Source organism: Curtobacterium sp. MCLR17_042, assembly GCF_003234695.1.
GTDB lineage: Bacteria > Actinomycetota > Actinomycetes > Actinomycetales > Microbacteriaceae > Curtobacterium > Curtobacterium flaccumfaciens.
Map to the genome: position 1 here is coordinate 1 of NZ_QKTD01000020.1, position 24,926 is coordinate 24,926.

Genomic DNA, 24,926 nt, shown 5'->3' on the forward strand with positions numbered 1-24,926 from the left:
CGAGAGGGAAACGCCCGGTCACATTCCGAACCCGGAAGCTAAGCCTCTCAGCGCCGATGGTACTGCAAGGGGGACCTTGTGGGAGAGTAGGACGCCGCCGGACTTAACGTAGAAACACCAGGGAACCCCTGACCATTCGTGGTCAGGGGTTTTCTGCGTTCACGGCCCGTTCGGGGTCCTTGTCGAAGGGGTCCGGTGAGGCCGTAGGATCAGCCGACGACGGAGGAACGATGACCGAAGCCTGGCCGGCCCTGCCCGATGGCTCCCGACTGGCGCTGCGGGAGATCCTCATCCACGGGGTGCTCTCCCGCGCCGAGATCGCCCGGTCACTCGGGCTCTCGCGGGCGAGTCTCACGCGGGCCATGCGCATCCTCGTGTCACAGCGGCTCGTGGTCGAGGTCGGCACTGATGTGCGCGGTGCCACCGGTCGCCCGTCGGAGCTCCTGCAGGTGAGCAGCGGGCAGTGGGAGTTCCTCGGCATCAAGCTCACGAAGGACCGCCTGTACGCCGCGGTCACGGACCTGGGCGGACGGGTCCTCGCCCTGCACGAAGAGGCGATCGACGACACCGCCGCCGAGCCGCTCGCGGAGCAGATCACCCTGGTGCTCGCCCGGCTCCGGGATGCGCACCCGGCCATCTGTGCGATCGGAGTCTCCCTGCCCGGCGACGTCATGGTGCGCGCGGGGGAGTCCGTCGTCGCGGCGTCGGTGTTCCTCGGGTCGCACGAGGTGCCGTTCGCCCGGATGCTCGAGGAGCGGACGGGGATCGCCACGTTCACGGCGAACGACGTCCACGCGCTCACTGCGAAGGAGCACTGGTTCGGTGCGGGTGCCGGTCGCGGGTCGATGGTGCTCGTGACGGTCGGTGAGGGTCTGGGCCTCGGGCTCATCGCGAACGGGCAGGTCTCCACGGGGGAGCACGGACGGCTGGGGCGCATCGGGCACCTCCCCGTCCTCGGAGGCGGTCCGGACTGTGGTCTCGGTCACGCCGGGTGCGCCTCGAGCTACCTGCCGAGCCCGGTCATCGTGCGGAACGCCGGCCATGAGGGGAAGACGTACGACCAGGTGGTCGAGCTCGCCCGGGACGGCGACGAGGGGGCCCTCGCTGCGTTCGAGGATGCCGGCCGCGCCCTCGGGGTCCTGCTCGCCACCGCGGTGCACATCGCGGACCCATCGGCGATCGTGCTGACTGGTGACGGGCTGCCCGTGTACGACCTGGCGCGGGCGACCGTCGACGAATCGATGCGAGCCGCACTGGCGCCGTACACCGAGCCGGTCACGGTCGAGGTGCAGCCGTTCGAGTTCTCGGAGTGGGCACGTGCCGGGGCGGTCCTCGCCATCCGTCGGCTGCTGGGGGAGTGAGCGGTCGAGGGATCAGGCAGAGGTTTCGACGCGTTAGTTACACACGTTGACAAACGCCGACGCAGACGGGAGGCTTGAGCGGTCCACACCATCGAAGGAGATGCCGTGACCGCTGCCCCCACCGTTCCGTGGCCGACCGACGGCCTGTCGTTCGGCGGCGACTACAGCCCCGAGCAGTGGCCCCGGGAGACCTGGCTCGACGACGTTCGCCTGATGCGCGAGGCCGGGGTGAACCTGGTCACCGTCGGGGTGTTCTCGTGGGCACTGCTCGAGCGGTCGCCGGGGGACTTCACGTGGGAATGGCTCGACGACGTGCTCGCACTGCTGCACGAGCACGGCATCGCGGTGGACCTCGCGACGCCGACCGCTGCCCCGCCGAACTGGCTGCTGACCGCACACCCGGAGATCCTCCCGGTGGACGCCACGGAGCGGCGAGAGCGACCGGGTGGACGACTCGGGTGGTGCCCGGCCTCCGAGCTGTTCCGCGAGCACGCGCTCCGCATGGTCGACGCGCTGGCGGAGCGGTACGGCCGACACCCCGCCGTTCGGCTCTGGCACGTGAGCAACGAGCTCGGCGGCGGCAACGGCCGGTGCTACTGCGAGGAGTCGGCAGCGGACTTCCGGCACTGGCTCGTCGCGAAGTACGGCGACGTCGAGGCCGCGAACGATGCCTGGGGCACGGCCTTCTGGGGGCACACGTACACCTCGTTCGACGAGGTCTCGCCGCCGCGCGGGGTGGGCGGGGCGCCGAACCCCGGGCTCGCGCTGGACTTCGAGCGGTACTCGTCCGACGCCCTGCTCCGCCACTACGACGCCGAGAGGGCCGTCATCGAGCAGCACTCGGACGTGCCGGTCACGACGAACTTCATGGTGGGCGCCGGGTCGCAGGTCGTCGACTACGCCGGGTGGGCGAAGCACGTGGCGATCGTCGCGAACGACCACTACACGCTCGTCGACGACGCCCGCCGCGAGCAGGACCTCGCGCTGGCCGGTGACCGGATGCGCGGGATGTCGGCGGACCGCCGTCCGTGGCTGCTCATGGAGCACTCGACGGGTGGCCCGAGCTGGCAGCAGCGCAACCGCGCCAAGGAACCCGCGGAACTCGTCCGGAACGCCCTGGCGCACGTCGCGCACGGGTCCGACGGGGCGCTGTTCTTCCAGTGGCGGGCCTCCACCGCGGGCGCGGAGCAGTTCCACTCGGCGATGCTCCCGCACGCCGGCACCCGCACTCGCATCTGGCGCGAGGTGCTCGCCCTCGGCCGGGCACTGCAGGCCCTCGCACCCGTCCAGGGCACCCGCGTCGAGCCGGCCCGGGTCGCGATCGTCGTGGACGAGGCCTCTGGGTGGGCCGTGCAGTCGGGGCTCAAGCCGCACCGGGGCCTGCGCTACGGTCGGGAGCTCCGCGCCTGGCACCGCGCGTTCCACGACCGGCAGGTGCTCACGGACGTGGTCCCCGCCGACGCCGACCTGGACGGCTACGACGTGGTCGTCGTGCCGACGATGCTCATCGTCGACGACGCGACCGCCGCGCGGCTGTCCGCGGTGGTGGACCGCGGCGCGACCCTGGTCGTCACGTACCTGTCCGGCGTCGCCGACGAGACCGCACGCATCCGCACCGGCGGCTACCCGGGCGCGTTCCGCGAGGTGCTCGGCGCCTGGAGCGAGGAGTTCACCCCGCTGCAGCGCGACGAGCGCTGGACCCTCGACGACGGCGAGATCGTCACCGACTGGGCCGAAGCGGTCGTACTCGAGGACGCCGAGTCCGTGCTCCGGTACACCGACGGCCCGCTCGCGGGCCGGCCCGCCGTCACGCGCCGCGCCGTCGGCGGCGGCGGCGCCTGGTACGTGTCCGCGATGCTCGCGGACGACAGCATCCAACGGCTCGTGGACGGGGTGATCGCGGAGCGGGGGATCCTGCGGACGGTCACCGGGCCTCCCGGCCTGGAGGCGGTGCGTCGCGTCGGCGACGACGGTTCCGCCTTCCTGTTCCTCGTCAACCACCGCGCTGACGACGTCACGGTCGTCGCGTCCGGCACGGACCTGCTCGACGGGTCCGGCCACGGGCCGGACACCGTCGTACCGGCCGGACGCGTCCGCGTGCTGCGCGAGGAGCGGGTCTCGTGACCGTCGTGGAGCGCGAGTCGACAGCCGTCGGTGCAGGCGATCGACGCGTGCACGTGCTGCGAGCAGCCGGGGTGTCGCTGGTGCTGGCGTCCGCGGCGGACGGACTGCCCGAGGTGCTGCACTGGGGGCGGGACGTCGGGCCCGTCGCGCCGGACGACGCGGCCGACCTGCTGCTCGCACTCGGCCGGCCGCTCGGACCGAGTGCGCTGGACGCGCGGTGGCCGCTCACGGTGCTGCCGACCGAGCGCGACGGGTGGGAGGGGCGACCGGGGATCGCCGGGCACGTGGACGGGATGCCGCTCGTGCCGCGGTGGCGTGACGTGGTGGTGATCGGTGACGACGAGCGGATCGTCGTGACCGCCGGGTCGGACTCGTTGGCGCTCCGGAGCGAGTTCACGCTCGACTCCGCGGGGGTGCTGCGGGTGCGACACACCGTGACGAACACCCACGCCGAGGCCGTGCACGTGCAGGCGCTCGAGGCGACGCTGCCCGTGGGGGAGCGGATCACCGAGGTGCTCGACCTGGGCGGACGGTGGACCCGTGAGCGCACACCGCAGCGCCGGGCGGCGACGGCCGGGAGCCACGCGCGGGAGAGCCGTCGCGGGCGGACGGGCCACGATTCGCCGACGTTGCTCGTGCTCGGGACGCCCGGGTTCTCGGACGCCGAGGGCGAGCTGTGGGCGGTGCACCTGGCCTGGAGCGCGGACTCCGTGTACCGGTACGACCAGCTCGCCGAGGCGCGACCGCTGCTCGGTGCCGGAGAACTGCTGCGTGCCGGCGAGGTCGTGCTCGGCGAGGGGGAGTCGTTTACCGCCCCCGACGCCGTGTTCGTCTGGAGCGACACCGGGATCGACGGGCTGTCCGACCGCCTGCACGACTCGTTGCGCAGCCGCCCGGGGCACCCGCGACGACCCCGGCCCGTGGTGCTCAACACGTGGGAGGCCGTCTACTACCGGCAGGAGCTCGAACCCCTGGTGGCGCTGGCGGAGACGGCGGCGGACATCGGCGTCGAGCGGTTCGTGCTCGACGACGGGTGGTTCCTCGGCCGGCGGTCGGACTCGACCTCGCTCGGGGACTGGCGCGTCGATCCGACCGTGTGGCCGGACGGGCTGGCACCGCTCGTCGACCGGGTGCGTGCGCTCGGCATGGAGTTCGGCCTGTGGTTCGAGCCCGAGATGGTCAGCCCGGTGTCCGAGCTGGCGGAGGCACACCCCGAGTGGATGCTGCAGCGCCCCGAGGACGACGTCCGGACGTGGCGGAACCAGTACGTGCTCGACATGGCGAACCCACTGGCCCGGCACCACGTGCTCGAGAGCATGTCCCGGGTGATCGGTGAGCACCACGTCGACTTCGTGAAGTGGGACCAGAACCGGGACATCGTGCACGCGGTGCACGCGGGACGCGCCGGCATCGACGCGCACACCCGCGGCGTGTACGCGTTGATGGACGAGCTGCGTGCGCGGCACCCGTGGCTCGAGATCGAGGCGTGCGCGAGCGGCGGTGCCCGGATCGACCTCGGCGTGCTCGAGCGCACCGACCGGGTCTGGCCGTCGGACTCGAACGACGCCTTCGAGCGACTGCCGATCCAGCGGTGGACCGAGGCACTGCTCCCGCTCGAGCTGATCGGCTCGCACGTCGGGCCGGAGATCTCGCACACCACGGGCCGGCACCTCGACCTGGACTTCCGGATGGCGGTGTCGCTGTTCGGCTCGGCCGGCATCGAGACCGACATCACGAAGCTGTCGCCCGAGGAGCTCGACCGGCTCCGGGCCTGGACGGCGCTGTACCGACGGGAGCGCGGGCTGCTGCACTCCGGGCGGCTGCGGCACCTGGACCTCGGGGACCCGGGGACGATGGCGACGTCGGTCGTGGCCACCGACCGTTCGCGGGCGCTGGTGCGGGTGGCGCGGACGGAGACGGGGCCGAGGTCGTTGCCGGTGCCGCTCCGGGTGCGCGGACTCGACCGGTCGCGGCGCTACCGGCTCGCTCCGGTGTCCGGGCTCGCTGTGCCGCGTGGGCTCGACATGGTGCCGCCGGAGTGGCTCGTGCGCGGACACCTGGAACTGACCGGCGCCGTGCTCGAGGACGTCGGCGCACGGCTCCCGCTGCTCGCACCCGCGACCGCGATCGTGCTGGAGCTCCGCGCGATCGACTGAGCGCCGTCAGCCGCGCTGCTTCGGCGGGAGAAGCGTTTCCTGACCGGCGACGTGACGGTTCCGGTTCGCGAACCCGGGGGATCGTGAACCGGAACCGTCAGCGGCGCCAGTGTCAGGGCAGGAGCGAACCTGCGTGGCGGAGGACGAGCGGGTGGACGAGCTCCTGTGCGGCGATGCGCGGCGCGCCCGTCACCGTGAAGGTCACCGACTCGCCGGGGAGCAGGGACACCAGGCCGTCGTCGACCCGGGCGGCCGCATCCACGCGGTCGGGGAACAGCGAGACGTCGCGCGCGTACCCCGTCGCCGTCACGGTGACCGTCGCGCCGTCGTCCGTCGCCGACACGACCGTCGACAGGGGCGAGGGGTCGAGTGCCTGGTCGACGACCTCGGCGAAGTCGTGCACGGTGCGGGTGCCGGCTCCCGTGACGACGAGGACCTCGGAACCGGCGTCGCCCGGCACCGCGAGTGACGACGGCAGCGGCACCCGGTCGGCATCGGCGGGGGCGGCTGCGAGCGTGAACGACGACGACTCGTGCACGGTGCCGTCGAAGGCGACGCGGGAGACGGTGACCTCGTCGGCGACCGGCGCCCCGGACGCATTGACGAGGACGACGTCGAGACCTCCGTCGCCGTCGCCGCCCTGGGCAGCGGACGACGGCTGCACGGTGAGCAGCACGGGCTGGTAGGCCTGCCGGACGGCGTACCAGACGGGCTTCCGTATGCCGGCGTGGTCGACGAGGGCCCACGACACCACGGGCCAGTCGTCGTTGAGCTGCCAGACGACCATGCCGGTGTTGTCGGGTGTGCGGGAGCGGAACCACTCCATGCCGAAGCGGATCGCGTGCGCCTGGTTGAGCTGTGCGGCGAAGTGCCAGTCCTCGATGGAGGTCGGCTCGGGCAGGTGCCCCCGCATGCCGTCGGCGAGCTTCCGGTTGCCCTGGTCGGCCTTCTGGTGCACGAGCATCTCGTGGCCGTCCGGGTCGAGGGGCTCGTCGTGCACCACCGCGGTCAGGGTCGACCACGCCGGCGGACCCTGGAACCCGAACTCGGCGACGAACCGCGGCTCCCAGTCGGCGTAGGCGCGGTAGTCGAGCCGGTTCCACACGTCCCAGATGTGCACGCTGCCGTTCCGCTGGTCGTTCGGCGTCAGGTACTCGTCGAACGAGAACGGGCTGCCCGGCGTGTACGGCCGGGTCGGGTCCAGCTCGGCGACGACCGCCGGCAGCAGGGAACGGTAGTAGCCGTTGCCCCAGGTCCGGCCGACGAGCGACTGCCGCCAGCCCCACTCGGCGTAGGCGACGAGGTTCTCGTTGTTGCCGTTCCACACCACGAGCGAGGGGTGCGGGCTGAGGCGGGTGACGGCCTCGCGGACCTCGGGCTCGACCTCGTCGGCGAGCCAGGGTTCCTCGGCGTACGCGGCACAGGCGAACAGGAAGTCCTGCCACACCAGGACGCCGAGCTCGTCGCACCGGTCGTACAGGTCGTCGGACTCGTAGATGCCGCCGCCCCAGATGCGGAGCAGGTTCATGTTCGAGTCGATCGCGTCCTGGATCCGGTCCGCGTACCGCTCGGGCGTCATCTCGGTCAGGTAGGCGTGGTCGGGGATCCAGTTCGCCCCGCGCACCATGACCGGACGGCCGTTGACGCGGAGCAGGAACGGCGCCCCGCCGGCGTCGGCGGCGGTGTCGAGCGTGACCGTGCGGAAGCCGACGCGGCCGGTCCACACGTCGTCGCCGACCTCGACCCGGACGTCGTACAGCGGCTGGTCGCCCTCGCCGCGAGGCCACCAGACGGCGACGTCGGGGACCTCGAGGCGGACGGTCGCGGCGCCGTCGACGACGGGGCGCGCCCCGACCACCCGGCCGGCGGTGTCGGAACCGGTGTGTCCTGCGGACGCGGGGTGCGGGGCCAGGGTGATCCGGGCCTCCAGGCCGGTGCCCGCGGAACCGTCCGCGGACGCGACGGGCGCGCTGCCGATGGCCTGCGAGAAGGCGCCCGTGGAGCCGGCGTGCTCGACGTCGACGTGGGCCGTCAGCACCCCGGTGGTGCCGTCGAGGTCGACGAGCGGGCGGACGGCCGCGATACGGACGCCGCTCCAGGACTCGATGCCGATCGACTTCCAGATGCCGCTCGTGGCGACGTCGACGCCCCAGTCCCACCCGAAGTTCGACGCGTTCTTGCGGAGCGCGTTGTAGGGGTGGTGGTTGACGTGCGGCAGCTCGCCGCCGTGCAGGGCGGACAGGCGCTCGGCGGCGGGGACGGGCGCGTCGAACGTGACGACGAGCTCGTTCGCGCCCGGTCGGAGCAGGTGCCCGACGGGGAACCGGTACGAGCGGTGCTGGTTGGCGGTGGTCGCGACGACGATGCCGTTGAGCTCGATCGTGGCGAGGGTGTCGAGGCCCTCGGCGACGAGGTCGTGGCGGGTCTCGTCCGGCGCGGTCCACTCGAACGTGCGGCGGTAGCGCCAGACGGTGTCGCCGATCCACTGGGTGGCGGCCTCGCCGTCGCCGTCGAACGGGTCGGGGATCCGGCCGCCCCGCAGCAGGTCGGTGTGCACGCAGCCGGGGACCTGCGCCTCGATCGGTTCGCGGTGCTCCGCCGACTGCTCGGGCCCGGTCACCGCCTCGAGGGTCCACGTGCCGTCCAGGGTGGTCCGCTCCATTGCGTCTCCTCATCGTTACGGGGCCGTGACCCGACCCCTTGACCGCCTTAGTTTACGCGTGTAACAATCACGCTCACAACGTGGACCCTGCGACGACGCAGACCGAGAGGACAACGATGTTCAACCCAACCCGTTCACGGCTCGCCATCGGCGGCGCCGTTCTCCTCGCAGCCGGCCTCGCGCTCAGCGGCTGCAGCTCCAGCGGCACCGCCAGCACGAACGACGCCGCTGCCTCGACCCTGGTGGCGTACACCGGCCAGTCCGGCGACTACCAGATCAACTTCAACCCGTGGTCGCCGTCCAACATCGGCGGCGTCGGCACGATCTACGAGTCGCTCTTCTTCATCACCAACGTCAACACGAAGGACCCGAAGCCGCTGCTCGGCAAGTCCTCCGAGTGGAACGACGACGGCACGCAGCTCACCATCACGCTGCGCGACGGAGCCACCTGGAGCGACGGCGAGCCCTTCACCTCGAAGGACGTCGTGTTCACGCTCGACATGCTCAAGAAGCAGAAGGCCCTGAACTCGATCGGCTACGACGGAACCGCGAAGGCTGACGGCGACGACAAGGTGGTCGTCTCGTTCGACAAGCCGTCGTTCGTGCTCGGCCCGAACCTGCTCGGCAAGACCTGGATCGTGCCCGAGCACCTGTGGAAGGACATCGACCCGACCACCGACGTCGTGCGCGAGCCCGTCGGCACCGGCCCGTACACGCTCGGCACCTTCAAGGCGCAGGCGTTCACCCTCGAGGCGAACAAGAAGTACTGGGACGGCGCCCCGGCCGTGAAGACCATCCGCTACCTGTCGCTCTCCGGCAACACCGCCGGCGCCGACGCACTGAAGCAGGGGTCGATCGACTGGCAGACCGGCCCGGTGCCGAACATGGACGACATCCCCGCCAACTACAACGGCTACGACGGCATCACCGTCGGCCAGAACCAGATGGCCCTGCTGACCTGCGCGAACACCGACCTGGGCTGCGCCGGCCCGCAGACCGACCCGGCCGTCCGCCACGCGATCGCCGACGCCATCAACCGCAAGCAGCTCAACTCGCTGGCGTTCGAGAACACCGCCAGCGAGATCTCGCCGACCTTCGCGCTCACCACGACGCAGAAGGACACCATCTCGAAGGACATCGAGCCGGCCGTGATGCCGGAGACCGCCGACACCGACGCGGCCGCCTCGACCCTCGAGGACGCCGGGTGGAAGAAGGGCTCCGACGGCATCTACGCCAAGGACGGCAAGAAGCTGTCGCTCACGGTCGAGGTCGTCACCGGGTGGACCGACTACATCACCGCGATCGACACGATGACGCAGCAGCTCAAGGCCGCGGGCATCGAGCTCAAGGCGCAGCAGTCGTCGTGGAACGAGTGGACCGACAAGAAGACCAAGGGCAACTTCGAGCTCGCGATCGACTCGCTCGGCCAGGGCCCGACGGCGAACCCGTACTACCTGTACAACAACTACTTCACGACGGCGAACACCGCGAAGGTCGGCGAAGCAGCCCCGATGAACATCTCGCGGTACAGCAACCCCGACGTCGACAAGGCCATCGCGAAGCTCGCCACGATCAACCCCGAGGACACCGCGGCGACCCAGCCCGAGCTCGACACGATCCAGGAGCACATCGTCGAGGACCTGCCCTACATCCCCGTGATGACCGGCGGCACGACGAGCGAGTTCCACGCGGCGAAGTTCACCGGCTGGCCGACGGAGGACGACCTGTACGCGTTCCCGGCGGTCTGGGCGAGCCCGGACAACGCCGAGATCTTCAAGGCGCTCAAGCCGGCGAAGGGCTGACACCGATGGGATCGCGACCGAGGGGCACTCGACGATGACCTACTTCCTGCGCAAGATCGGCTTCTACGTCGTCGCACTGTGGGCGGCCCTGACGCTGAACTTCATCATCCCCAGGCTCCTGCCCGGCAACCCGGTGGACATCCTGCTCGCCAAGCTCCAGCAGCGCGGCGGGCAGGTGACCCCGGCGACCCGGGAGGCGTACGAGCTGCTCCTCGGTGGCGATTCCTCGGAGCCGCTCATCTCCCAGTACGGCCACTACCTGGTCAACGTGTTCCGCGGTGACCTCGGCGTGTCCGTCAGTTACTTCCCGGCACCCGTCACCGAGGTGATCGGCAGTTCGCTGCCGTGGACCATCGCCCTGGTCGGGATCGCCACCATCGTGGCCGCGATCATCGGCGTCGGCCTCGGGGCCTTCGTCGGGTGGCGGCCCGGCACCTGGCTCGACTCGTTCGTGCCGGCCACCACCCTGCTCGCCGCGGTGCCGTACTTCTGGCTCGCGCTGATCCTGGTGTACTTCTTCGCCACCGGGCTCCACCTGTTCCCGGCGCAGGGCGGCTACGACGTCATCCTGACGCCCGGGTTCAACTGGGACTTCATCGTCTCGGCGGTGCAGTACGGGGTGCTGCCGGCGGTGACGATCGTGCTCGCGTCGCTCGGCGGCTGGCTGCTCGGCATGCGCAACATGATGGTGTCGACGCTGTCCGAGGACTACATCACCACCGCGCAGGCCAAGGGCCTGTCGGACGGCAAGATCCTGCGGAACTACGCCGCCCGGAACGCCGTGCTGCCGTCCGTCGCCGGGTTCGCGATCTCCCTCGGGTTCATCGTGTCCGGCTCCGTCGTCACCGAGCAGGTGTTCTCGTACCCGGGCATCGGGTCGAAACTGCTGTCCGCCGTGACGAACAACGACTACGCGCTCATGCAGGGCATCTTCCTGTTCATCACCCTGGCGGTCCTCGGCGCGAACCTCGTCGTCGACCTGCTGTACGGACTGATCGACCCGCGCACGCGGGCCCGGAGCTAGGGGAGGAGACGACCATGACCAACATCCAGCAGGAGACCGAGCCCACCATCGGCGCGCTGACCGAGGAGGCCGACAGCACCACGTCGATCGCCACCCGGCGCGCGTCGAAGGGCGGCATCCGTCGGTTCCTCCCCACCCTCACCCCCTGGCTCGTCACGGGCATCGCGCTCGTCGCCGGCGTCACGCTGTTCGGGGTGATCGGACCGCTGCTCGTCGGCGACCCGACCACCATCCGCGACACCGGGCTGCAGGGACCGAGCGGCTCGAACGTCCTCGGCACCACCCAGACCGGTCAGGACGTCCTGGCCCAGCTCGCCTTCGCCACCCGGGGCAGCCTGCAGATCGGGCTCATCGTCGGTGTCCTCGCCACGGTGCTGTCCGCGTTCTTCGGCATCCTCGGCGCCTACCTGGGCGGGATCATGGACGAGGCGTTCTCGCTGTTCTCGAACGTGTTCCTCGTCATCCCCGGCCTGCCGCTCGTCATCGTCATCTCCGGCCTGGTGCCGCGTGAGGCCCGCGGGCTCTGGACCATCGCGGTCGTCCTGGCGATCACGTCGTGGGCCGGGTCCGCCCGGGTGCTGCGCGCGCAGACGATGTCGATCCGCAACCGCGACTACGTGTCCGCCGCCCGGGTCGCCGGCGAACGGCCCTGGCGGGTCATCGCCGTCGAGATCCTGCCGAACCTGCTGCCGGTGCTCGCGTCGCAGTTCGTGTTCGCGGTGATCGCGGCGATCCTCGGGGAAGCGGGGCTGTCGTTCCTCGGGCTCGGGGCGTCGAACTCCTCGACGCTCGGCACGATGCTCTTCTACGCCCAGAACGGCTTCGCGCTGGCGAACGGCGCCTGGTGGTGGTTCGTGCCGCCGGGCCTGCTCATCGCCCTGCTCGGCATGGGCCTGTCCCTGGTGAACTTCTCGATCGACGAGGTCATCAACCCGCGACTCGCGAACGTGCGTGCGCAGCGACGGCGCGACCGTCGTGCGAAGCGTGCGGCCCGCTCGGGAGGCCCGGGCCGCGTCGCCACCGCCGGTCACGACACGAAGGGGGTCGCCCGATGAGCGCCACCGACACCGCACGACCGGTCACCTCCGGCGCCACGGGCGACGGCCGTCGGCCGGCCGTGCTGACCATCGACCACCTCGACGTCGTCTACGAGACCGAGCACCCCGTGCACGCCGTCAAGGACGTCTCGCTCACCCTGGCGCCCGGCGAGATCCTCGGGCTCGCGGGGGAGTCGGGCTGCGGCAAGACGACCCTGGCGTACGCCATCACCCGGCTGCACCGGCCGCCGGCGAAGGTCTCGTCGGGCAGCATCACGTTCCACGACCGCGACGGCACCGACGTCGACCTGCTCGGCCTGCCGCACGAGCAACTCCGGGCGGTGCGGTGGTCGAAGCTGTCGATGGTGTTCCAGGGAGCCATGAACGCGCTCAACCCGGTCACCACGATCCGCGCCCAGCTCGACGACGCCCTGGTCGAACACCGCAAGGGCATGCCCCGCAAGGAACGACGGGCCATCGCCGAGGACGCCCTGCGCCGCGTCGGCGTCGACCCGTCCCGCATCACCGCGTACCCGCACGAACTGTCGGGCGGCATGCGGCAGCGCGTGATGATCGCGATGGCGATGCTGCTCGAACCGCAGATCATGATCATGGACGAGCCCACCACCGCGCTCGACGTCGTGGTGCAGCGGGAGATCCTGCGCGAGATCGTCCGACTGCGGGACGAGCTCGGGTTCGCCGTCGTGTTCATCACGCACGACCTGCCGCTGCTGCTCGAGATCAGCGACCGGATCGCGATCATGCTCCGCGGCGAGGTCGTCGAGTGCGACCGTGCCAGCGTGATCCAGCACGACCCGCAGCACCCGTACACGCGGAAGCTGCTGCAGTCGTTCCCGAGCCTGTCCGGAGCCCGCGGCGCGTTCATCCGCACCGGGGTCGAGGACGGCGCCGAACCCGAGACCGACACCCGGGCCGTCGTGGTCCAGGCAGCACAGGAGACGGACCGATGACCAGTGTGACCGTCAGCCACCTCGGCAAGGACTTCCACACCCGCAAGGGCCTGAAGCGCACCACCCTGCGGGCCGTCGACGACGTGTCGTTCGACCTGCTGCCCGGCCGGACCGTCGCACTGGTGGGGGAGTCCGGCTCGGGCAAGTCCACCATCGCGCGGATGCTCGCCAAGCTCGAGACCCGGACGCGCGGCTCGATCGACGTGCGGCTCGAGGACGGCACCCCCGTCGAGGGCAGCATGTACCGGCGGCACGTGCAGATGGTGTTCCAGGACCCGTTCGCCTCGCTCAACCCGTTCCACTCGATCGAGCACCACATCGCCCGACCGCTGCAGCTGCACCACCGGGCCCGCGGCGCCGACGAGACCGCCGACAAGGTGCGGGAACTGCTCGGCCGGGTGAACCTCGACGAGGACTTCGCGTCGCGGCGGCCGCACGAGCTCTCCGGCGGGCAGCGGCAGCGAGTCGCCATCGCCCGCGCACTCGCCCCGGGCGCCCAGGTGCTCATCGCCGACGAACCCGTGTCGATGCTCGACGTCTCGATCCGCCTGAGCGTGCTCAACCTGCTCGGCCGGCTGCAGCGCGAGGACGAGCTCGCCGTGCTCTACATCACGCACGACCTGGCGACCGCGCGGCACTTCTCCGACGAGATCCTGGTGCTCTACCGCGGCCGGGTCGTCGAGCGGGGACCGTCGGACGCCGTCATCCTCGACCCGCACCACGACTACACCCGGCTGCTCGCCGAGGCCGCCCCCGACCCGGAGCGCACCGAGCGCCGGATCACCGCGGGGCCGCCGCTCGACCGGACGAAGATCGACAACACCACCTGCTACGACCACACGGTCGGGGACTGGTTGTCGAGCGAGCCCGCACCGGTCGGGGCGCGATGAGCGACGGGCCGACGTTCGTCGACTGGGTCACCGACGGGTTCGCGGCACGGTTCCGGGTCGGTGCGGACCTGCCCGCGGCGCTCGTGTCGTTCGTGCCGGCCGGTGGCACGCTCGCCGACGGGCCGGACGACCCGCAACCGCTCGTCGAGCTGACGACGATCGGGCACGGGCGGTTCCCGGGCGGGTTCCGGCACGTGGACTCCACGATCGGGGCGCGACTGCGCCCCGTGTCGCACCACGTGCACGACGACGGGACCGACCTCTGGTTCCGGATCGTGCAGGCGGACGCGACCACGGGCCTCCAGGCCGAGTCGGTGTTCCGGGCGCGCGCCGGCGTGCCCGCGTTCCAGACGTGGACCGAGGTGTCGGCCGAACGCGGTGAGCACGTCGTGGACTCCGTGTCGTCGTTCGCGACCGGGGCGTTCCTGACCGACTCGGGCGCCTCTGTCGACGAGCTCGCCCTCGTGCACGCCGACAACGACTGGGCAGCGGAGAGCCGGTGGCGGACCGATCCGCTGCGGTCGATCGGGCTCGCGGCGATCGACCGGGACGCCCAGCACCACCCGCCCCGCAGCCGCGCCGTCGTGCAGAACCGCGGCTCGTGGTCGACCGGCGAGGCGCTGCCGATCGGGGTGCTGCTGGCGGAGCACGCTGTGTCGCTTCCGTACGCGCTCGTCTGGCAGGTCGAGCACAACGGGCCGTGGCTGTACGAGCTCGGCGAGACCCGGCGGCACGCGTACCTGCTGCTGAGCGGCCCCACCGACCAGGAACACCAGTGGACCACCGTCGTCACACCGGAGCGGCCGTTCACCTCGGTGCCGGTGTCCGTCGGCATCGCCGGGTCGATCGACGACGCCTTCGGGGTGCTCACCCGGCAGCGTCGGGCGTTCCGGCACGTGCGGGAGGCCGACCGTGCCCTGCCCCTGGTGTTCAACGACTACATGAACACGCTCATGGGCGACCCGACGACCGAGAAGCTCCTGCCGCTCATCGACGCGGCCGCCGACGCCGGAGCGGACCTGTTCTGCATCGACGCCGGCTGGTACGCCGAGGGACACTGGTGGGACACCGTCGGAGCGTGGGAGGAAGCAGCGTCGCGGTTCCCGACGGGGCTCGGATCCGTCATCGACCACATCCGTGCGCGCGGCATGCAGGCCGGCCTCTGGCTCGAACCCGAGGTCATCGGCATCCACTCTCCGCTGGCCGCGACCCTGCCGTCGTCCGCGTTCGTCGAGCACCACGGGGTCCGGGCCGCGGAGCACGGGCGGCACCTGCTCGACCTGCGCTCGCCGGAGGCCCGCGCACACCTCGACTCGGTGGTCGACCGGCTCGTCGGGGAGCTCGGCGTGACGTTCTTCAAGATGGACAACAACACCATGACGGGGCCGTTCGCCGGGATGCTCGACCACGAGCGGGCGCTGCTCGACTGGCTCGACGCGGTGCAGGAACGGTACCCGGCACTGCTCATCGAGAACTGCGCCTCGGGAGCGATGCGCGCCGACTGGGCCGTGCTGTCCCGCCTGCACATGCAGTCGACGTCGGACCAGCAGGACCCGGTGCTGTCCGCCACGATCGCCGCCGCCGCTCCCGCCGCGATGCTGCCCGAGCAGGCGGGGAACTGGGCGTACCCGGCGCCGACGATGGACCCGGAGCTGTTCACGCTGTCGCTCGTGAACGGAGTGCTCGGCCGGATGTACCTGTCCGGGTACCTCAACGAGATGTCGTCGTCGCAGCGTGCGGTGGTCGGTGACGCGATCGCTGCGCACCGGCAGGTCCTGGACGTCGTCGAGGCGTCCGTCCCGGTCTGGCCCCTCGGGCTGCCCGCCTGGGAGGACCCCTGGGTCGCACTCGGCCTGCACGCCACCACGGGCGACCTGTACCTGTCGGTGTGGTCGCTGCCCGGTGCGTCGGCGTCGGTGTCGTTGCCGCTACCGGCGTTCGCCGGGCAGGCGGTGGTCGTCGAGCCGCTGTTCCCGACGGCACTCGGGTCGTGGTCCGTGGCGTGGGACGCCGCTTCGGGCTCGCTCGAGGTCGCGAACGGTGGATCGACCCCCACAGCGCGGGTGCTCCGCGTCCGGTCGCAGGAGGCGGACGCGGGGGCCTGAGCGGGCGCGCGTCGCGATGGCAGGGCGCGCGCTGGAGCGGACGGGAGGCACGGTGCGGGCAGGCACCGTGCCTCCCGTTTCATCCGTGGTCGCGTCCACGGCGCGGGGGACGCGGGTTCGTGTCCGCGCGGTGACGGTTCTGGTTCAGGATCCTCGGGAATCGTGAACCAAAACCGTCAGGAGCGAAGCAGCGACAGACCTCGCTGCTCACACGTGACCGGGGTGTGAGCGATTCTGGTGTCGGCGCTGCACGCTACGGTTCAGTCCATGGGGCCCTTAGGAATTCTCTCGTGGATTACATCGCGAGTGCTCGATCGCACCGCGGAGCTTCCGCACGCACTGTCGTTCTTCGTCGTGGTGGCGGCTTGGGTGTTCATTGTTTCTCTGGTGGCGAGTTCGATCACGACCCCGATCCAACGCGCCGTGTGGGGATGTGAATACCGACTTGGCGACCGAGTGCGCGCAAAGTACCGTCGGTTCGGGGAAACCGGAGCGCATTTCGAGCTCGAGCCGCTCGTGACGGCCGCAGTTCGGCGCGTGCTGATTCTCGATCGGGTCGTCGAAGTTCTCGCGTTTTTCGGTGGTGTGTCCTTGTACTGGGTCGCGCGTTTGAGGATCCGACAGATGATTCGCCCAGGTGCCCTTGCGGCAGCTGGTGCCCTCGCGATCTGGTCTTGGCCCAGTGGTTCAAGGTGGACGCCCGGCGACCTGCTCAGGGACTGGGCCACATTGATGCCGGCATGGAACGATGTTCGTCTTGCTCTCCCGGTGGCGGTGATCATCGTCGCCATCGTCGTGGTGTCCCCCCGAGTGCCACTGCTCGATCGGATTCGTGCGCGGGATGAGGCAGCGAAAGACGCGAACCGTCTACTAGCGAGATGGGCCTTCGCCGCGGGCGAGCTTTCATCGTCTGGGCATGAGCGAGGCCTTGAGGTTTTCGTGCACAGCGGGAATCTCGCTTCTGAACGGGTCTCCGAGCTTTCGGCACACCTCTACTTCTCGCTCGCTCAGCTCCGCGACGCACGTGACGAAGCTCAGTGGGGGGATCGGTTTGTTCCCCGTGTGACAGATGAATATCGTGTGGACGCCCTACAAACCGACCTCACAAGACTCGAGGAGTGCAACCGAGCTATACGCGAGGCGGGCCTTCGATTCGTAGCTACGGCGTTAGTCCCGCGGACCGCAACGCTGGTAGAGCTTTCTGGGGTCAGCTGGCATTTCCAAGAAGGAAGCCTGAGAAGCAGTCTTTTCTTGAAGCAGAGCCGTGTTCGAGAAATCATGGAGGGTCGTGTGACGAGGTGGGACATCGACAAGTACGAGCGTGAGCGTGGAAGGTCTGAGAGCCGCGATGCGCTTGAGGAGCTCGAGAACGAGGTGATCGGGTTGGAGACGGTCCTTCGAGGAGCTGGAGTGACGACGATGTTTCGTGCGGAATGCCTACGGCAGGCCCACAACCAGATCAGCCGACGCCTGCTCGGAAGCACGCTCACCCGGGTGCTCGGGGCGGCGAAGAGCTAGCGGAAGCAGGGTTTGACGATCGTGACGCAGGTTGTCCTCTGCTTTCTGGGGACTGCCCAAGTCAGAGGCAAAGTCAACCTCAGAGGAGGATCTGGAGCTCCATCGCGCGGGTCACGGCGCGGGTGCGGTCGTTCACGCCGAGCTTCTCGAAGACGTGGCCGAGGTGCGTCTTCACCGTGGCCTCGCTGAGGAACAGCACGCGGCCGATCGCCGGGTTGCTGTTGCCCTGGGCGACGAGGCGCAGGACGTCGAGCTCGCGCGGGGTCAGCGACGGGCCGGCCGAGGCGGGGAGCGAGCCCGTCGCGCGGCGGACGAGCGCTGCGGCCGCCGAGGGGGCCAGCGCCGTCTCGCCCCGTGCGGTCGCCCGGACGCCGGCGAGGATCTCGGATTCCGGGGCAGCCTTGAGCAGGTAGCCGGTGGCACCTGCTTCGATGGCGGCAAGGATCTGGTCGTCGGACTCGTACGTGGTCAGGATCAGGACGCGGACGCCGGGGTCGGCGGCGAGGATCTCCGCCGTCGCCGCATCGCCGTCGAGCACGGGCATCCGGAGGTCCATGAGCACGACGTCGGGGCGTTCGGCCAGTGCCACGGTCACCGCGGCGCGGCCGTCGCTGGCCTGGCCGACGACCTCGACGTCGTCGGCGTCCTGCAGCAGGGCCACGATGCCCGACCGGACGATCGGGTGGTCGTCGGCGACCACGACGCGGATCACCGGGTCACCTCTGCGACGGGCTGACGATCGGCGGACGGGAGGCCCGGCTCGGCTCCGGTGGGCAGGCTCGCGTCGACGACGGTGCCCCCGCCCGGGGTGCTCGTGATGGTGCAGGCGCCGCCGGAGAGCGCCAACCGTTCGTGGAGGCCCCGGAGACCGTGCCCGGCCGTCGGGAAGACGGTGTCGAAGCCGACGCCGTCGTCGGTCACACGGACGCCGACCCGTTCGGGCGCGTGCTGCAGGACGATGCGGACGGAGCCGGCGTCGGCGTGGGCACGGATGTTCGCGAGGGACTCCTGGACGACCCGGAGCAGCACGACCTGCGCATCGCGGTCGAGCGGGCCGTCGGTCGCGTCGACGGCAACGGGCGTGCCGTTCTCGCGGGTGTAGCGCTCGGCCAGGCGGTGCAGGGCCCCGGCCAGGCTGCCGCTCGTGGCACCGGCGACCCCGGCGGCGATGAGGGCGCGGGAGTCCTCGAGGGCGGCGCGCGCCGACTCCTCGAGGACCGCCAGCCGTTCGTCGAGCGCGGCACCGCGGTCGTTCGCCAGGTCCTTGCGGGCACGTTCGGTGAGCATGACGATGCCGGCGAGGTTCTGCGCGACGGTGTCGTGGATCTCGCGGGCCAGGCGCTCCCGTTCGCTCGCGACGCCCGCGCTGCGGTGGGCATCGGCGAGGGACTGCTGGGTGGCGCGGAGTTCGTCGAGGAGCTGGCGGCGCTCCTCGGACAGGCCGGCGACGCTCGAGATCCACACGCCCATCGCGCAGGCTCCGATGACGCTGATGCCCTCGATGAGCAGGGTGCTGACGAGGGCGTCCGGGCCGCCGGAGACCTGCAGGCCGATGCCGCTCGCGACGCCGACCGCGACCGAGAGCAGGACGGCGGTGCGGACCCGTTCGGACTGCACCCAGACGAGCGGGAACGCGATGCACTGCACGAACGCGGTGCTCGGCACGACGGCGGGCAGCACCAGGGCGGCGACGAGGACCAGCGGCAGGAAGGCCGCGGCGGCACGGGGGCTGTCGTAGCCGCGGTGCCCGAACACGGCGTAGGCGACGACGAGCACCACGACCGCGGTGAACGCCGGCCAGCGGGTACCCCACGGCGACCACCCGAACGCGGTGATCACGGCGGTGAGGAGCATCGTGCCCGCGAAGAAGACGTGCAACCACCGGTTGCGCATCCACGTCTCGCCGTTCATGTGCCCAGCATCCCACCAGCGGGGCGCCATCAGGCGTCCTTGCGGTTCCACCGGAACGTCAGCAGGCAGGCCACCGTGCCCAGGACCAGCCACGCGGCCAACACGAGGGCGCCGAGGCCGAGGTGCCACGCGCCTCCCGGCTCACCCGACTCGAACGCACCGGGCAGGAAGACGGACCGCATGCCGGAGGCCATCCAGCGCAGGGGGAAGACGGACGCGACGTCCTGCAACCAGGTGGGGAGCTGCGTGAAGGGCAGGTAGACGCCGGAGATGAACTGCAGCACCAGCACGATCGGGACGATGGTGGCGGTGGCGCGCCGGCCCTCGCTGGGGAGCGCCGAGACCGCGATGCCCAGGACACAGCTGGTGGCGATGCCGAGGACCATCACGCCGGCGAAGACACCCCACTTGCCCGCGTCGGTCGGCAGGTCGACGCCGAACACCAGGCTCGCGATCGCCAGCAGCAGGGCCGTCTGCACGAGCGTGGTGACGAGGACCATGCCGATCTTGCCGACGAAGTACGACAGGACCGGGAGCGGTGTGCCGCCGAGACGCTTCAGCGTGCCGTCGCTGCGTTCGGTGGCGATGTCGACGCCGAGGGACTGCGTGCCGGAGAGCAGGATGCCCGTCGCGACCAGGCCGGGCAGGTAGTAGGTGGCGTAGTCGACGCTGACGTCGGGACCGGCCTGGATGTCGGCGGCGCCGGAGAACGCCACCGAGAAGAGCGCCAGCATGATGATCGGGAACAGGAAGGTGAAGAAGACCGCGTCGGGAGCGCGGAAGTAGGTGCGGATCTCGTACGAGATGCGGCTGGTCGCTGTCTTCACTGATGTCCCACCATGTCGAGGTAGACGTCCTCGAGGGACGGACGGATGACTTCGAGGTCGTGCATGGGCGTGGTGCTGCTGCGGATGAGCGCCGTCGGGTCGGTCGTGCGCTCGTCGTGGTGTCCGCCGTCGTCGTCGCGCCAGCGGACCCGGGGCGTGCGGGCCTCGGCGCCGCCGATCTCGTCGATGGGTGCGAGGTCGAGGAGCTTCCCGTCGGCGATGACCGCGGCCCGGTCGGCGAGCTGGGCGGCTTCGTCGAGGTAGTGCGTGGTGAGCAGGATCGTCGTGCCCTCGTGCTGCACCTGCCGCAGGAGGTCCCAGAACTGCCGGCGAGCCTCGGGATCGAAGCCGGTCGTCGGTTCGTCGAGGAACAGGACCTCGGGGCGGCCGATGATGCCGAGGGCGACGTCGACGCGGCGGCGCTGGCCTCCGGACAGTCGGCTGATCCGGGTGTTGCGCTGCCTCTCGAGCCCCGTCGCGGTGAGGAGCTCCTCGACGCTGCGGTGCTTCGGGTACAGCGTCGCGAAGTGGTTCAGCTGCTCGGCGACGGTGACGCTCGGGGACTCCGCGCTGGTCTGCAGGACGATGCCGATGCGTGCGTTGTGGCTACGGCTCGTCCGTGCGGGGTCGTGGCCGAGGACGCGGACCTCGCCGGCGGTGCGGGAGCGGTACCCCTCGAGGATCTCGACCGTCGTGGACTTGCCGGCACCGTTCGGGCCGAGGAGCGCGAAGGTCTCGCCCCGTTCGATCGTGAAGGAGACGTCGTCCACGGCACGTTTGCCGGTGGGGTACTGCTTGCCGAGGTGCTGGACCTCGATGGCGGGGGACTCGGGCATGGGTCCAGCTTCGCCGTCCGGTGGCCGTGGGGGATCGGACGGGGCGGTGGTCTCGGCATCGTCCGATCGGGGGATGGTGCCGGCGGGGGAGGTGGTTCGCTTTCCGGCCCGTGACGGTTCTGGTTCGCGATCGTCGGGGATCGTGAACCAGAACCGTCACGACTTCAGTACTGCGGGCGGATCCAGTCCGTCGGTTGCACGAAGCGGGCGCGGGGCAGGACCTCGTCCGGCTCGGCGGTCCGCACGCTCGTGATGATCGTGTCGTCGCCGTACTCCGACAAGCGGCGGGCGATGCCGTCGCGTTCGTCGATCACCAGTGTCGCGCGGGTCGCCGGGTTCTCGCGGTGCTCGAAGGTCACCAGGATCGAGTGTTCGCCGATGTGCTGGACCAGGATCGGGTGGAAGCTCTCGGGGCCGCGGCCCCATCGGAGCATCAGGTCGGGCACGGCCATCCGGACGACGGGATCGGAGACCATGCTCCGGGCGAACGAGATCTCGTCCGGACCGTCGTCGGGGTCGTGCAGCACGCCGTCGCGGTAGGAGACCGGCTTGGCGCGCTGGCGCACGAGAGCCCAGGTCTGCGCGGCCTCGTCGATGTCGACGCGGAACTGCCAGTACTTCTGCCGGGACTCCTGGTGGATGCCCTCGAGGACGTACCGGGCGGGTCGGCGGAGAGCGGCGAGCTCCTCGGCGATCGCGGGACCGTCGGACCGGGTGAGGAGTTCGTCGAAACGCACGGTGCCAGCATGGCGCACCACGTGCCGTGGACCGCGCCCCCTGACGGGCGGGAGGCGCGGGGCGGGGTGGTGCCGGGCCTCCAGGCCGTGGGGTGGTCGCGTCAGGTTGCGTCAAGCAACGTGCGCGTAGACCGGGAGGATGCAGGTCGTCGGAGTCGAACAGTTCGGAGGGCCCGAGGCCCTCGCCGTCCACGAGGTGCCGGAGCCGCACGCCGGTGCGGGTTCCGTGCGGATCCGGGTGCAGGCGTTCGCCGTGAACCCGACCGACACGGGGGTGCGTGCAGGGCAGCGGGACAGCTCGCAGGCCTCACCGCCGTACGTGCCGGGGATGGATGCCGCCGGCGTCATCGACGAGGTCGGGCCCGACGTCACCGGATGGCAGGTCGGCGACGAGGTCATGGCGATGGCGCTGCCGCTCAGTGCCCACGGTGGCGCCTACGTGCAGGAGCTCGTCGCGCCGGTGGGGTCGTTCACGCGGATTCCTCGCGGGACGTCTCTTCCGCTCGCCTCCACGGTGCCGATGAACGGGCTGACGGCGTTGCAGATCCTTTCGCACGCCTCCCTCGCGCCGGGGCAGACGCTCGCCGTGACCGGGGCCGCTGGGCTGCTCGGGAACTACGTGGTGCAGTTGGCGAAGGCCGCCGGGCTGACCGTGATCGCGGATGCTGCTCCGGCGGACGAAGCCCTCGTGCGGTCGCTCGGGCCGGACCACGTGGTGCCGCGTGGTGCTTCCTTCGCCTCCGCTGTCCGTGAGCTCGTGCCGGACGGGGTCGATGCGCTCGCCGACGCTGCCGTGCAGCGCGACGAGGTCGTGGACGCCGTTCGCGACGGGGGAGTGTTCTTCGACGTGCGGGGGTGGCAGGGGAACGGGGACCGGGGGATCGAGTTCGTGCAGGTGATGGTGTTCTCGGAGTACCGGTCGTTCGACAAGCTCGAGCAGCTGCGGCATGCGGTGGAGAGTGGGACGTTGACGCCGCGGGTGGCCGAGGTGCTGCCGGCTGCGCGGGCTGTGGAGGCGCATGAGCGGTTGGAGGCTGGGGGGACGCGGGGGCGGTTCGTGCTGACGTGGTGAGGTGACGTCGGAGTGAGGGACGGGAGGCGCGGTGCCGGGTGGCGCCGCGTCTCTCGTCGTTCGGTCAGTCGACTCCGGCGTCAAACGGGTTGCACTCCACGCCCGGCCTCGTACTCCCACCGCTTACCGAGTGCGTCCGTGAAGGACATCGACACGAGGGTCCACTTCTCGGCCACGGTGAAGGGGCGCATTCCGTGGTCGCTCCGAACCAGCTCGGAGCAGCTCGACAACAGTGCCCAAGCGCGGGTCTTGTGGGGACGCTTCCTTGGATGGATCCACTCGGAGTAGGACTCCCCGGGAGGGCAGACCTTCGCGCTGAACTCGACTTCGTCGGAGCCGTTCATGACGGCTCTCGCGCGGACGTTGTGGATGACGGCATCAGACGCGTTACGGATGACGAGGACGTTCTTCCACTGCGATCGGTCTTCGCCGTCCAGGTTCGAGAACACGAACGACACCCAGGCGCTCACCCGCGCTGCTTCCCGCTCGTCGCGATCAGAGCGAGCGGTTCGACCGGCGCGCTGGGCTACGACGAGGCTGCAGATCGAGATCGCAAGCGTCACGGCGACGCCGAACCATGCGGCGAGAGCTTCGTTGCTCATGGGGCTCCTTCGTTACGTCCGGACCCCAGCGTATCTGATGTATCGCAGGTTGTACTCCGCGAAAGCGCGGCGAGACTGTATGCTACTCGGCCAATACATCAGTACATTGGGCGTGACCAGAGAGGGTTGAGCGTGGCCGAAACTGACGAGGTGTTCAACAGCCCGGCGGATCGCGAAGCCGTGATCGGGGCGTTCTTCGTCTTCATCCCCGCTGCAGCGATGTGTGTCGCGGGAGCCGCGGCACACGCATTCGACGCTTTGTCGCTCATCGTTCTCGGCCTCGTCTTCGGGTCACTCATCTGGGCGATGGTGCTCGTTACGCGAACGGCGGCCTTCATCGAGCTTTCGCCGGAACAGATCACCGTTGGGTTGGCGCCGTTCTGGAAGACGCGGCTGCGTCGCCGTGAGGTTACGCAGATCAAAGTCGCGCAAGTGGACACCTATGGCGAGTACGGCGGATGGGGCATCAAAGGTTCGGCCGGAAGCTCACGGGGGCGGCTCTACTCAGTGGGCGGAGACACGGCCGTTCGGATCGAGATGCGGGACGGACGGGCGTACGTGGTGGCGTTCAAAGACTCGAAGGCGGTTGAGCGTGTGCGGAGGGCGTTGCACGCTGAGAGCTGATGGCGTTCGGCGGGAGGTGTTCGCCGTCGTCAGCCGTTCATGAGAGGGAACGCGACTCAACGAACCGTCGGAGCGAGTCCGGCGCGATCGTCTCGCGACCACGAAGGGCGTCCTCGATGCGGATTCCGTCCACAGCGTCGTAGATCGAGACGCGAGCCAGCTGGACAAGTCCAGCTGCGGCTGCAGCATCCTTGATCGCGTCGTACAGCGCTCGCTGCTTCCATCGCGGAGCTCCGCCGTCGTCGAACACCCAGTGCTCGCCGGCTGGCCCGAACATGCGCTCGGCTGGGGGACTGGTCCATCGTCTGCCACCGATCCCCGCGCGGCCTTCGTGGGCTCCAGCGTGCTGACGGTAGGCCGCCGCCCACGGAAGTGCCGCTGCAAACGGCGCTTCAAGGGTCAGTGCTCGGTACCGGTTGAAGTGCATGTCTTCATCAAGTTCGACGATCACGTTCGAGTACGGCAAATCCCAAGGGCCCGGTCGAAAGACCGGGGCATCGAGTTGGCCACCGAGCTGGCGGTAGAGGTCGAGGACCTCGCTCCGCAGCGGCACGGGAAGGTCCGCGAGCCGCGGTGGTCGCGGTCGTGCGGAAGCCCGTGCCAATCCAGTTTCGATGAGCACCTGGTCCAGCACGGACGCGCGTGCGCCTGCCGTCACCATCTGTTC

At 70.3% G+C, this 24,926-nt stretch carries 20 protein-coding genes and 1 rRNA gene; 13 read left to right on the top strand and 8 right to left on the bottom strand.

What is annotated here, in order from left to right; all coding sequences use genetic code 11:
* The 4 genes from rrf to DEJ02_RS16445 all read left to right on the top strand — a co-directional run.
* Positions 1–103: ribosomal RNA gene (gene rrf / locus DEJ02_RS16430) — 5S ribosomal RNA — on the top strand; the annotation flags it as partial.
* A 127-nt stretch (positions 104–230) separates the two neighbouring features.
* Positions 231–1,361 (top strand): ROK family transcriptional regulator, encoded by a 1,131-nt coding sequence (locus tag DEJ02_RS16435; RefSeq protein ID WP_111033825.1) that lies wholly within the window; start codon positions 231–233, stop codon positions 1,359–1,361.
* 105 nt (positions 1,362–1,466) lie between these two features.
* Positions 1,467–3,485, top strand: a complete 2,019-nt coding sequence (locus DEJ02_RS16440; RefSeq protein WP_111033826.1) for a beta-galactosidase — start codon at positions 1,467–1,469, stop codon at positions 3,483–3,485.
* Positions 3,482–5,641 carry an alpha-galactosidase gene (locus tag DEJ02_RS16445; protein ID WP_258378767.1) on the top strand — a complete coding sequence of 720 codons (2,160 nt, stop codon included), beginning with the start codon at positions 3,482–3,484 and terminating at the stop codon, positions 5,639–5,641. The genes DEJ02_RS16440 and DEJ02_RS16445 overlap by 4 nt, the downstream gene beginning before the upstream one ends.
* Positions 5,642–5,753: 112 nt before the next feature.
* On the opposite strand, the gene DEJ02_RS16450 is transcribed toward DEJ02_RS16445, so the two are convergent.
* Positions 5,754–8,303 (bottom strand): glycoside hydrolase family 2 protein, encoded by a 2,550-nt coding sequence (locus DEJ02_RS16450; protein WP_111033827.1) that lies wholly within the window; start codon positions 8,301–8,303, stop codon positions 5,754–5,756.
* A 116-nt stretch (positions 8,304–8,419) separates the two neighbouring features.
* On the opposite strand from DEJ02_RS16450, the gene DEJ02_RS16455 reads away from it, so the two are divergent.
* From DEJ02_RS16455 to DEJ02_RS18340, 7 genes are all read left to right on the top strand, one after another.
* On the top strand, positions 8,420–10,105 hold the full coding sequence (locus DEJ02_RS16455) for an ABC transporter substrate-binding protein (RefSeq protein WP_111033828.1): 1,686 nt from the start codon (positions 8,420–8,422) through the stop codon (positions 10,103–10,105).
* Positions 10,106–10,139: 34 nt separating this feature from the next.
* Positions 10,140–11,129, top strand: coding sequence for an ABC transporter permease (locus DEJ02_RS16460; protein ID WP_071247140.1), 990 nt, complete (start codon positions 10,140–10,142; stop codon positions 11,127–11,129).
* Between the two features lie 14 nt (positions 11,130–11,143).
* Positions 11,144–12,184 carry an ABC transporter permease gene (locus DEJ02_RS16465; protein ID WP_111033829.1) on the top strand — a complete coding sequence of 347 codons (1,041 nt, stop codon included), beginning with the start codon at positions 11,144–11,146 and terminating at the stop codon, positions 12,182–12,184.
* Complete coding sequence (locus DEJ02_RS16470; RefSeq protein ID WP_111033830.1) at positions 12,181–13,137, top strand: ABC transporter ATP-binding protein; 957 nt, start codon at positions 12,181–12,183, stop codon at positions 13,135–13,137. Before DEJ02_RS16465 ends, DEJ02_RS16470 begins: the two co-directional genes overlap by 4 nt.
* On the top strand, positions 13,134–14,027 hold the full coding sequence (locus DEJ02_RS16475; protein WP_111033831.1) for an ABC transporter ATP-binding protein: 894 nt from the start codon (positions 13,134–13,136) through the stop codon (positions 14,025–14,027). Before DEJ02_RS16470 ends, DEJ02_RS16475 begins: the two co-directional genes overlap by 4 nt.
* The gene (locus DEJ02_RS16480) at positions 14,024–16,132 is read left to right on the top strand and encodes a glycoside hydrolase family 36 protein (protein ID WP_111033832.1); all 2,109 of its coding nucleotides are present in this window, start codon (positions 14,024–14,026) and stop codon (positions 16,130–16,132) included. Before DEJ02_RS16475 ends, DEJ02_RS16480 begins: the two co-directional genes overlap by 4 nt.
* Positions 16,133–16,438: 306 nt before the next feature.
* Positions 16,439–17,650 carry a hypothetical protein gene (locus tag DEJ02_RS18340; protein WP_146249318.1) on the top strand — a complete coding sequence of 404 codons (1,212 nt, stop codon included), beginning with the start codon at positions 16,439–16,441 and terminating at the stop codon, positions 17,648–17,650.
* A 79-nt stretch (positions 17,651–17,729) separates the two neighbouring features.
* Here the strand turns inward: DEJ02_RS18340 and DEJ02_RS16490 are convergent, their stop codons facing one another.
* The 5 genes from DEJ02_RS16490 to DEJ02_RS16510 all read right to left on the bottom strand — a co-directional run bounded on the left by DEJ02_RS16490 (position 17,730) and on the right by DEJ02_RS16510 (position 21,961).
* Entirely contained in the window at positions 17,730–18,362 is a 633-nt protein-coding gene (locus DEJ02_RS16490) for a response regulator transcription factor (protein WP_111033834.1), read from the bottom strand.
* On the bottom strand, positions 18,359–19,561 hold the full coding sequence (locus DEJ02_RS16495) for a sensor histidine kinase (protein WP_181440407.1): 1,203 nt from the start codon (positions 19,559–19,561) through the stop codon (positions 18,359–18,361). Before DEJ02_RS16495 ends, DEJ02_RS16490 begins: the two co-directional genes overlap by 4 nt.
* Before the next feature lie 29 nt (positions 19,562–19,590).
* A complete protein-coding gene (locus DEJ02_RS16500) occupies positions 19,591–20,388 on the bottom strand; it encodes an ABC transporter permease (RefSeq protein ID WP_111033836.1) in 798 nt (265 codons plus the stop codon).
* Positions 20,385–21,224, bottom strand: coding sequence for an ABC transporter ATP-binding protein (locus tag DEJ02_RS16505; RefSeq protein ID WP_181440408.1), 840 nt, complete (start codon positions 21,222–21,224; stop codon positions 20,385–20,387). Before DEJ02_RS16505 ends, DEJ02_RS16500 begins: the two co-directional genes overlap by 4 nt.
* Positions 21,225–21,388: 164 nt before the next feature.
* Positions 21,389–21,961, bottom strand: coding sequence for a hypothetical protein (locus DEJ02_RS16510; RefSeq protein ID WP_111033838.1), 573 nt, complete (start codon positions 21,959–21,961; stop codon positions 21,389–21,391).
* Positions 21,962–22,100: 139 nt separating this feature from the next.
* On the opposite strand from DEJ02_RS16510, the gene DEJ02_RS16515 reads away from it, so the two are divergent.
* Entirely contained in the window at positions 22,101–23,033 is a 933-nt protein-coding gene (locus DEJ02_RS16515; RefSeq protein WP_111033839.1) for an NADP-dependent oxidoreductase, read from the top strand.
* 80 nt (positions 23,034–23,113) lie between these two features.
* Here DEJ02_RS16515 and DEJ02_RS16520 read toward each other — a convergent pair whose 3' ends face one another.
* Positions 23,114–23,635, bottom strand: a complete 522-nt coding sequence (locus DEJ02_RS16520; protein ID WP_111033840.1) for a hypothetical protein — start codon at positions 23,633–23,635, stop codon at positions 23,114–23,116.
* 132 nt (positions 23,636–23,767) lie between these two features.
* On the opposite strand from DEJ02_RS16520, the gene DEJ02_RS16525 reads away from it, so the two are divergent.
* Positions 23,768–24,259 carry a hypothetical protein gene (locus tag DEJ02_RS16525; RefSeq protein ID WP_146249319.1) on the top strand — a complete coding sequence of 164 codons (492 nt, stop codon included), beginning with the start codon at positions 23,768–23,770 and terminating at the stop codon, positions 24,257–24,259.
* Positions 24,260–24,296: 37 nt separating this feature from the next.
* Here DEJ02_RS16525 and DEJ02_RS18345 read toward each other — a convergent pair whose 3' ends face one another.
* Positions 24,297–24,920 carry a hypothetical protein gene (locus DEJ02_RS18345; RefSeq protein WP_146249320.1) on the bottom strand — a complete coding sequence of 208 codons (624 nt, stop codon included), beginning with the start codon at positions 24,918–24,920 and terminating at the stop codon, positions 24,297–24,299.
* Positions 24,921–24,926: the final 6 nt, after the last annotated feature.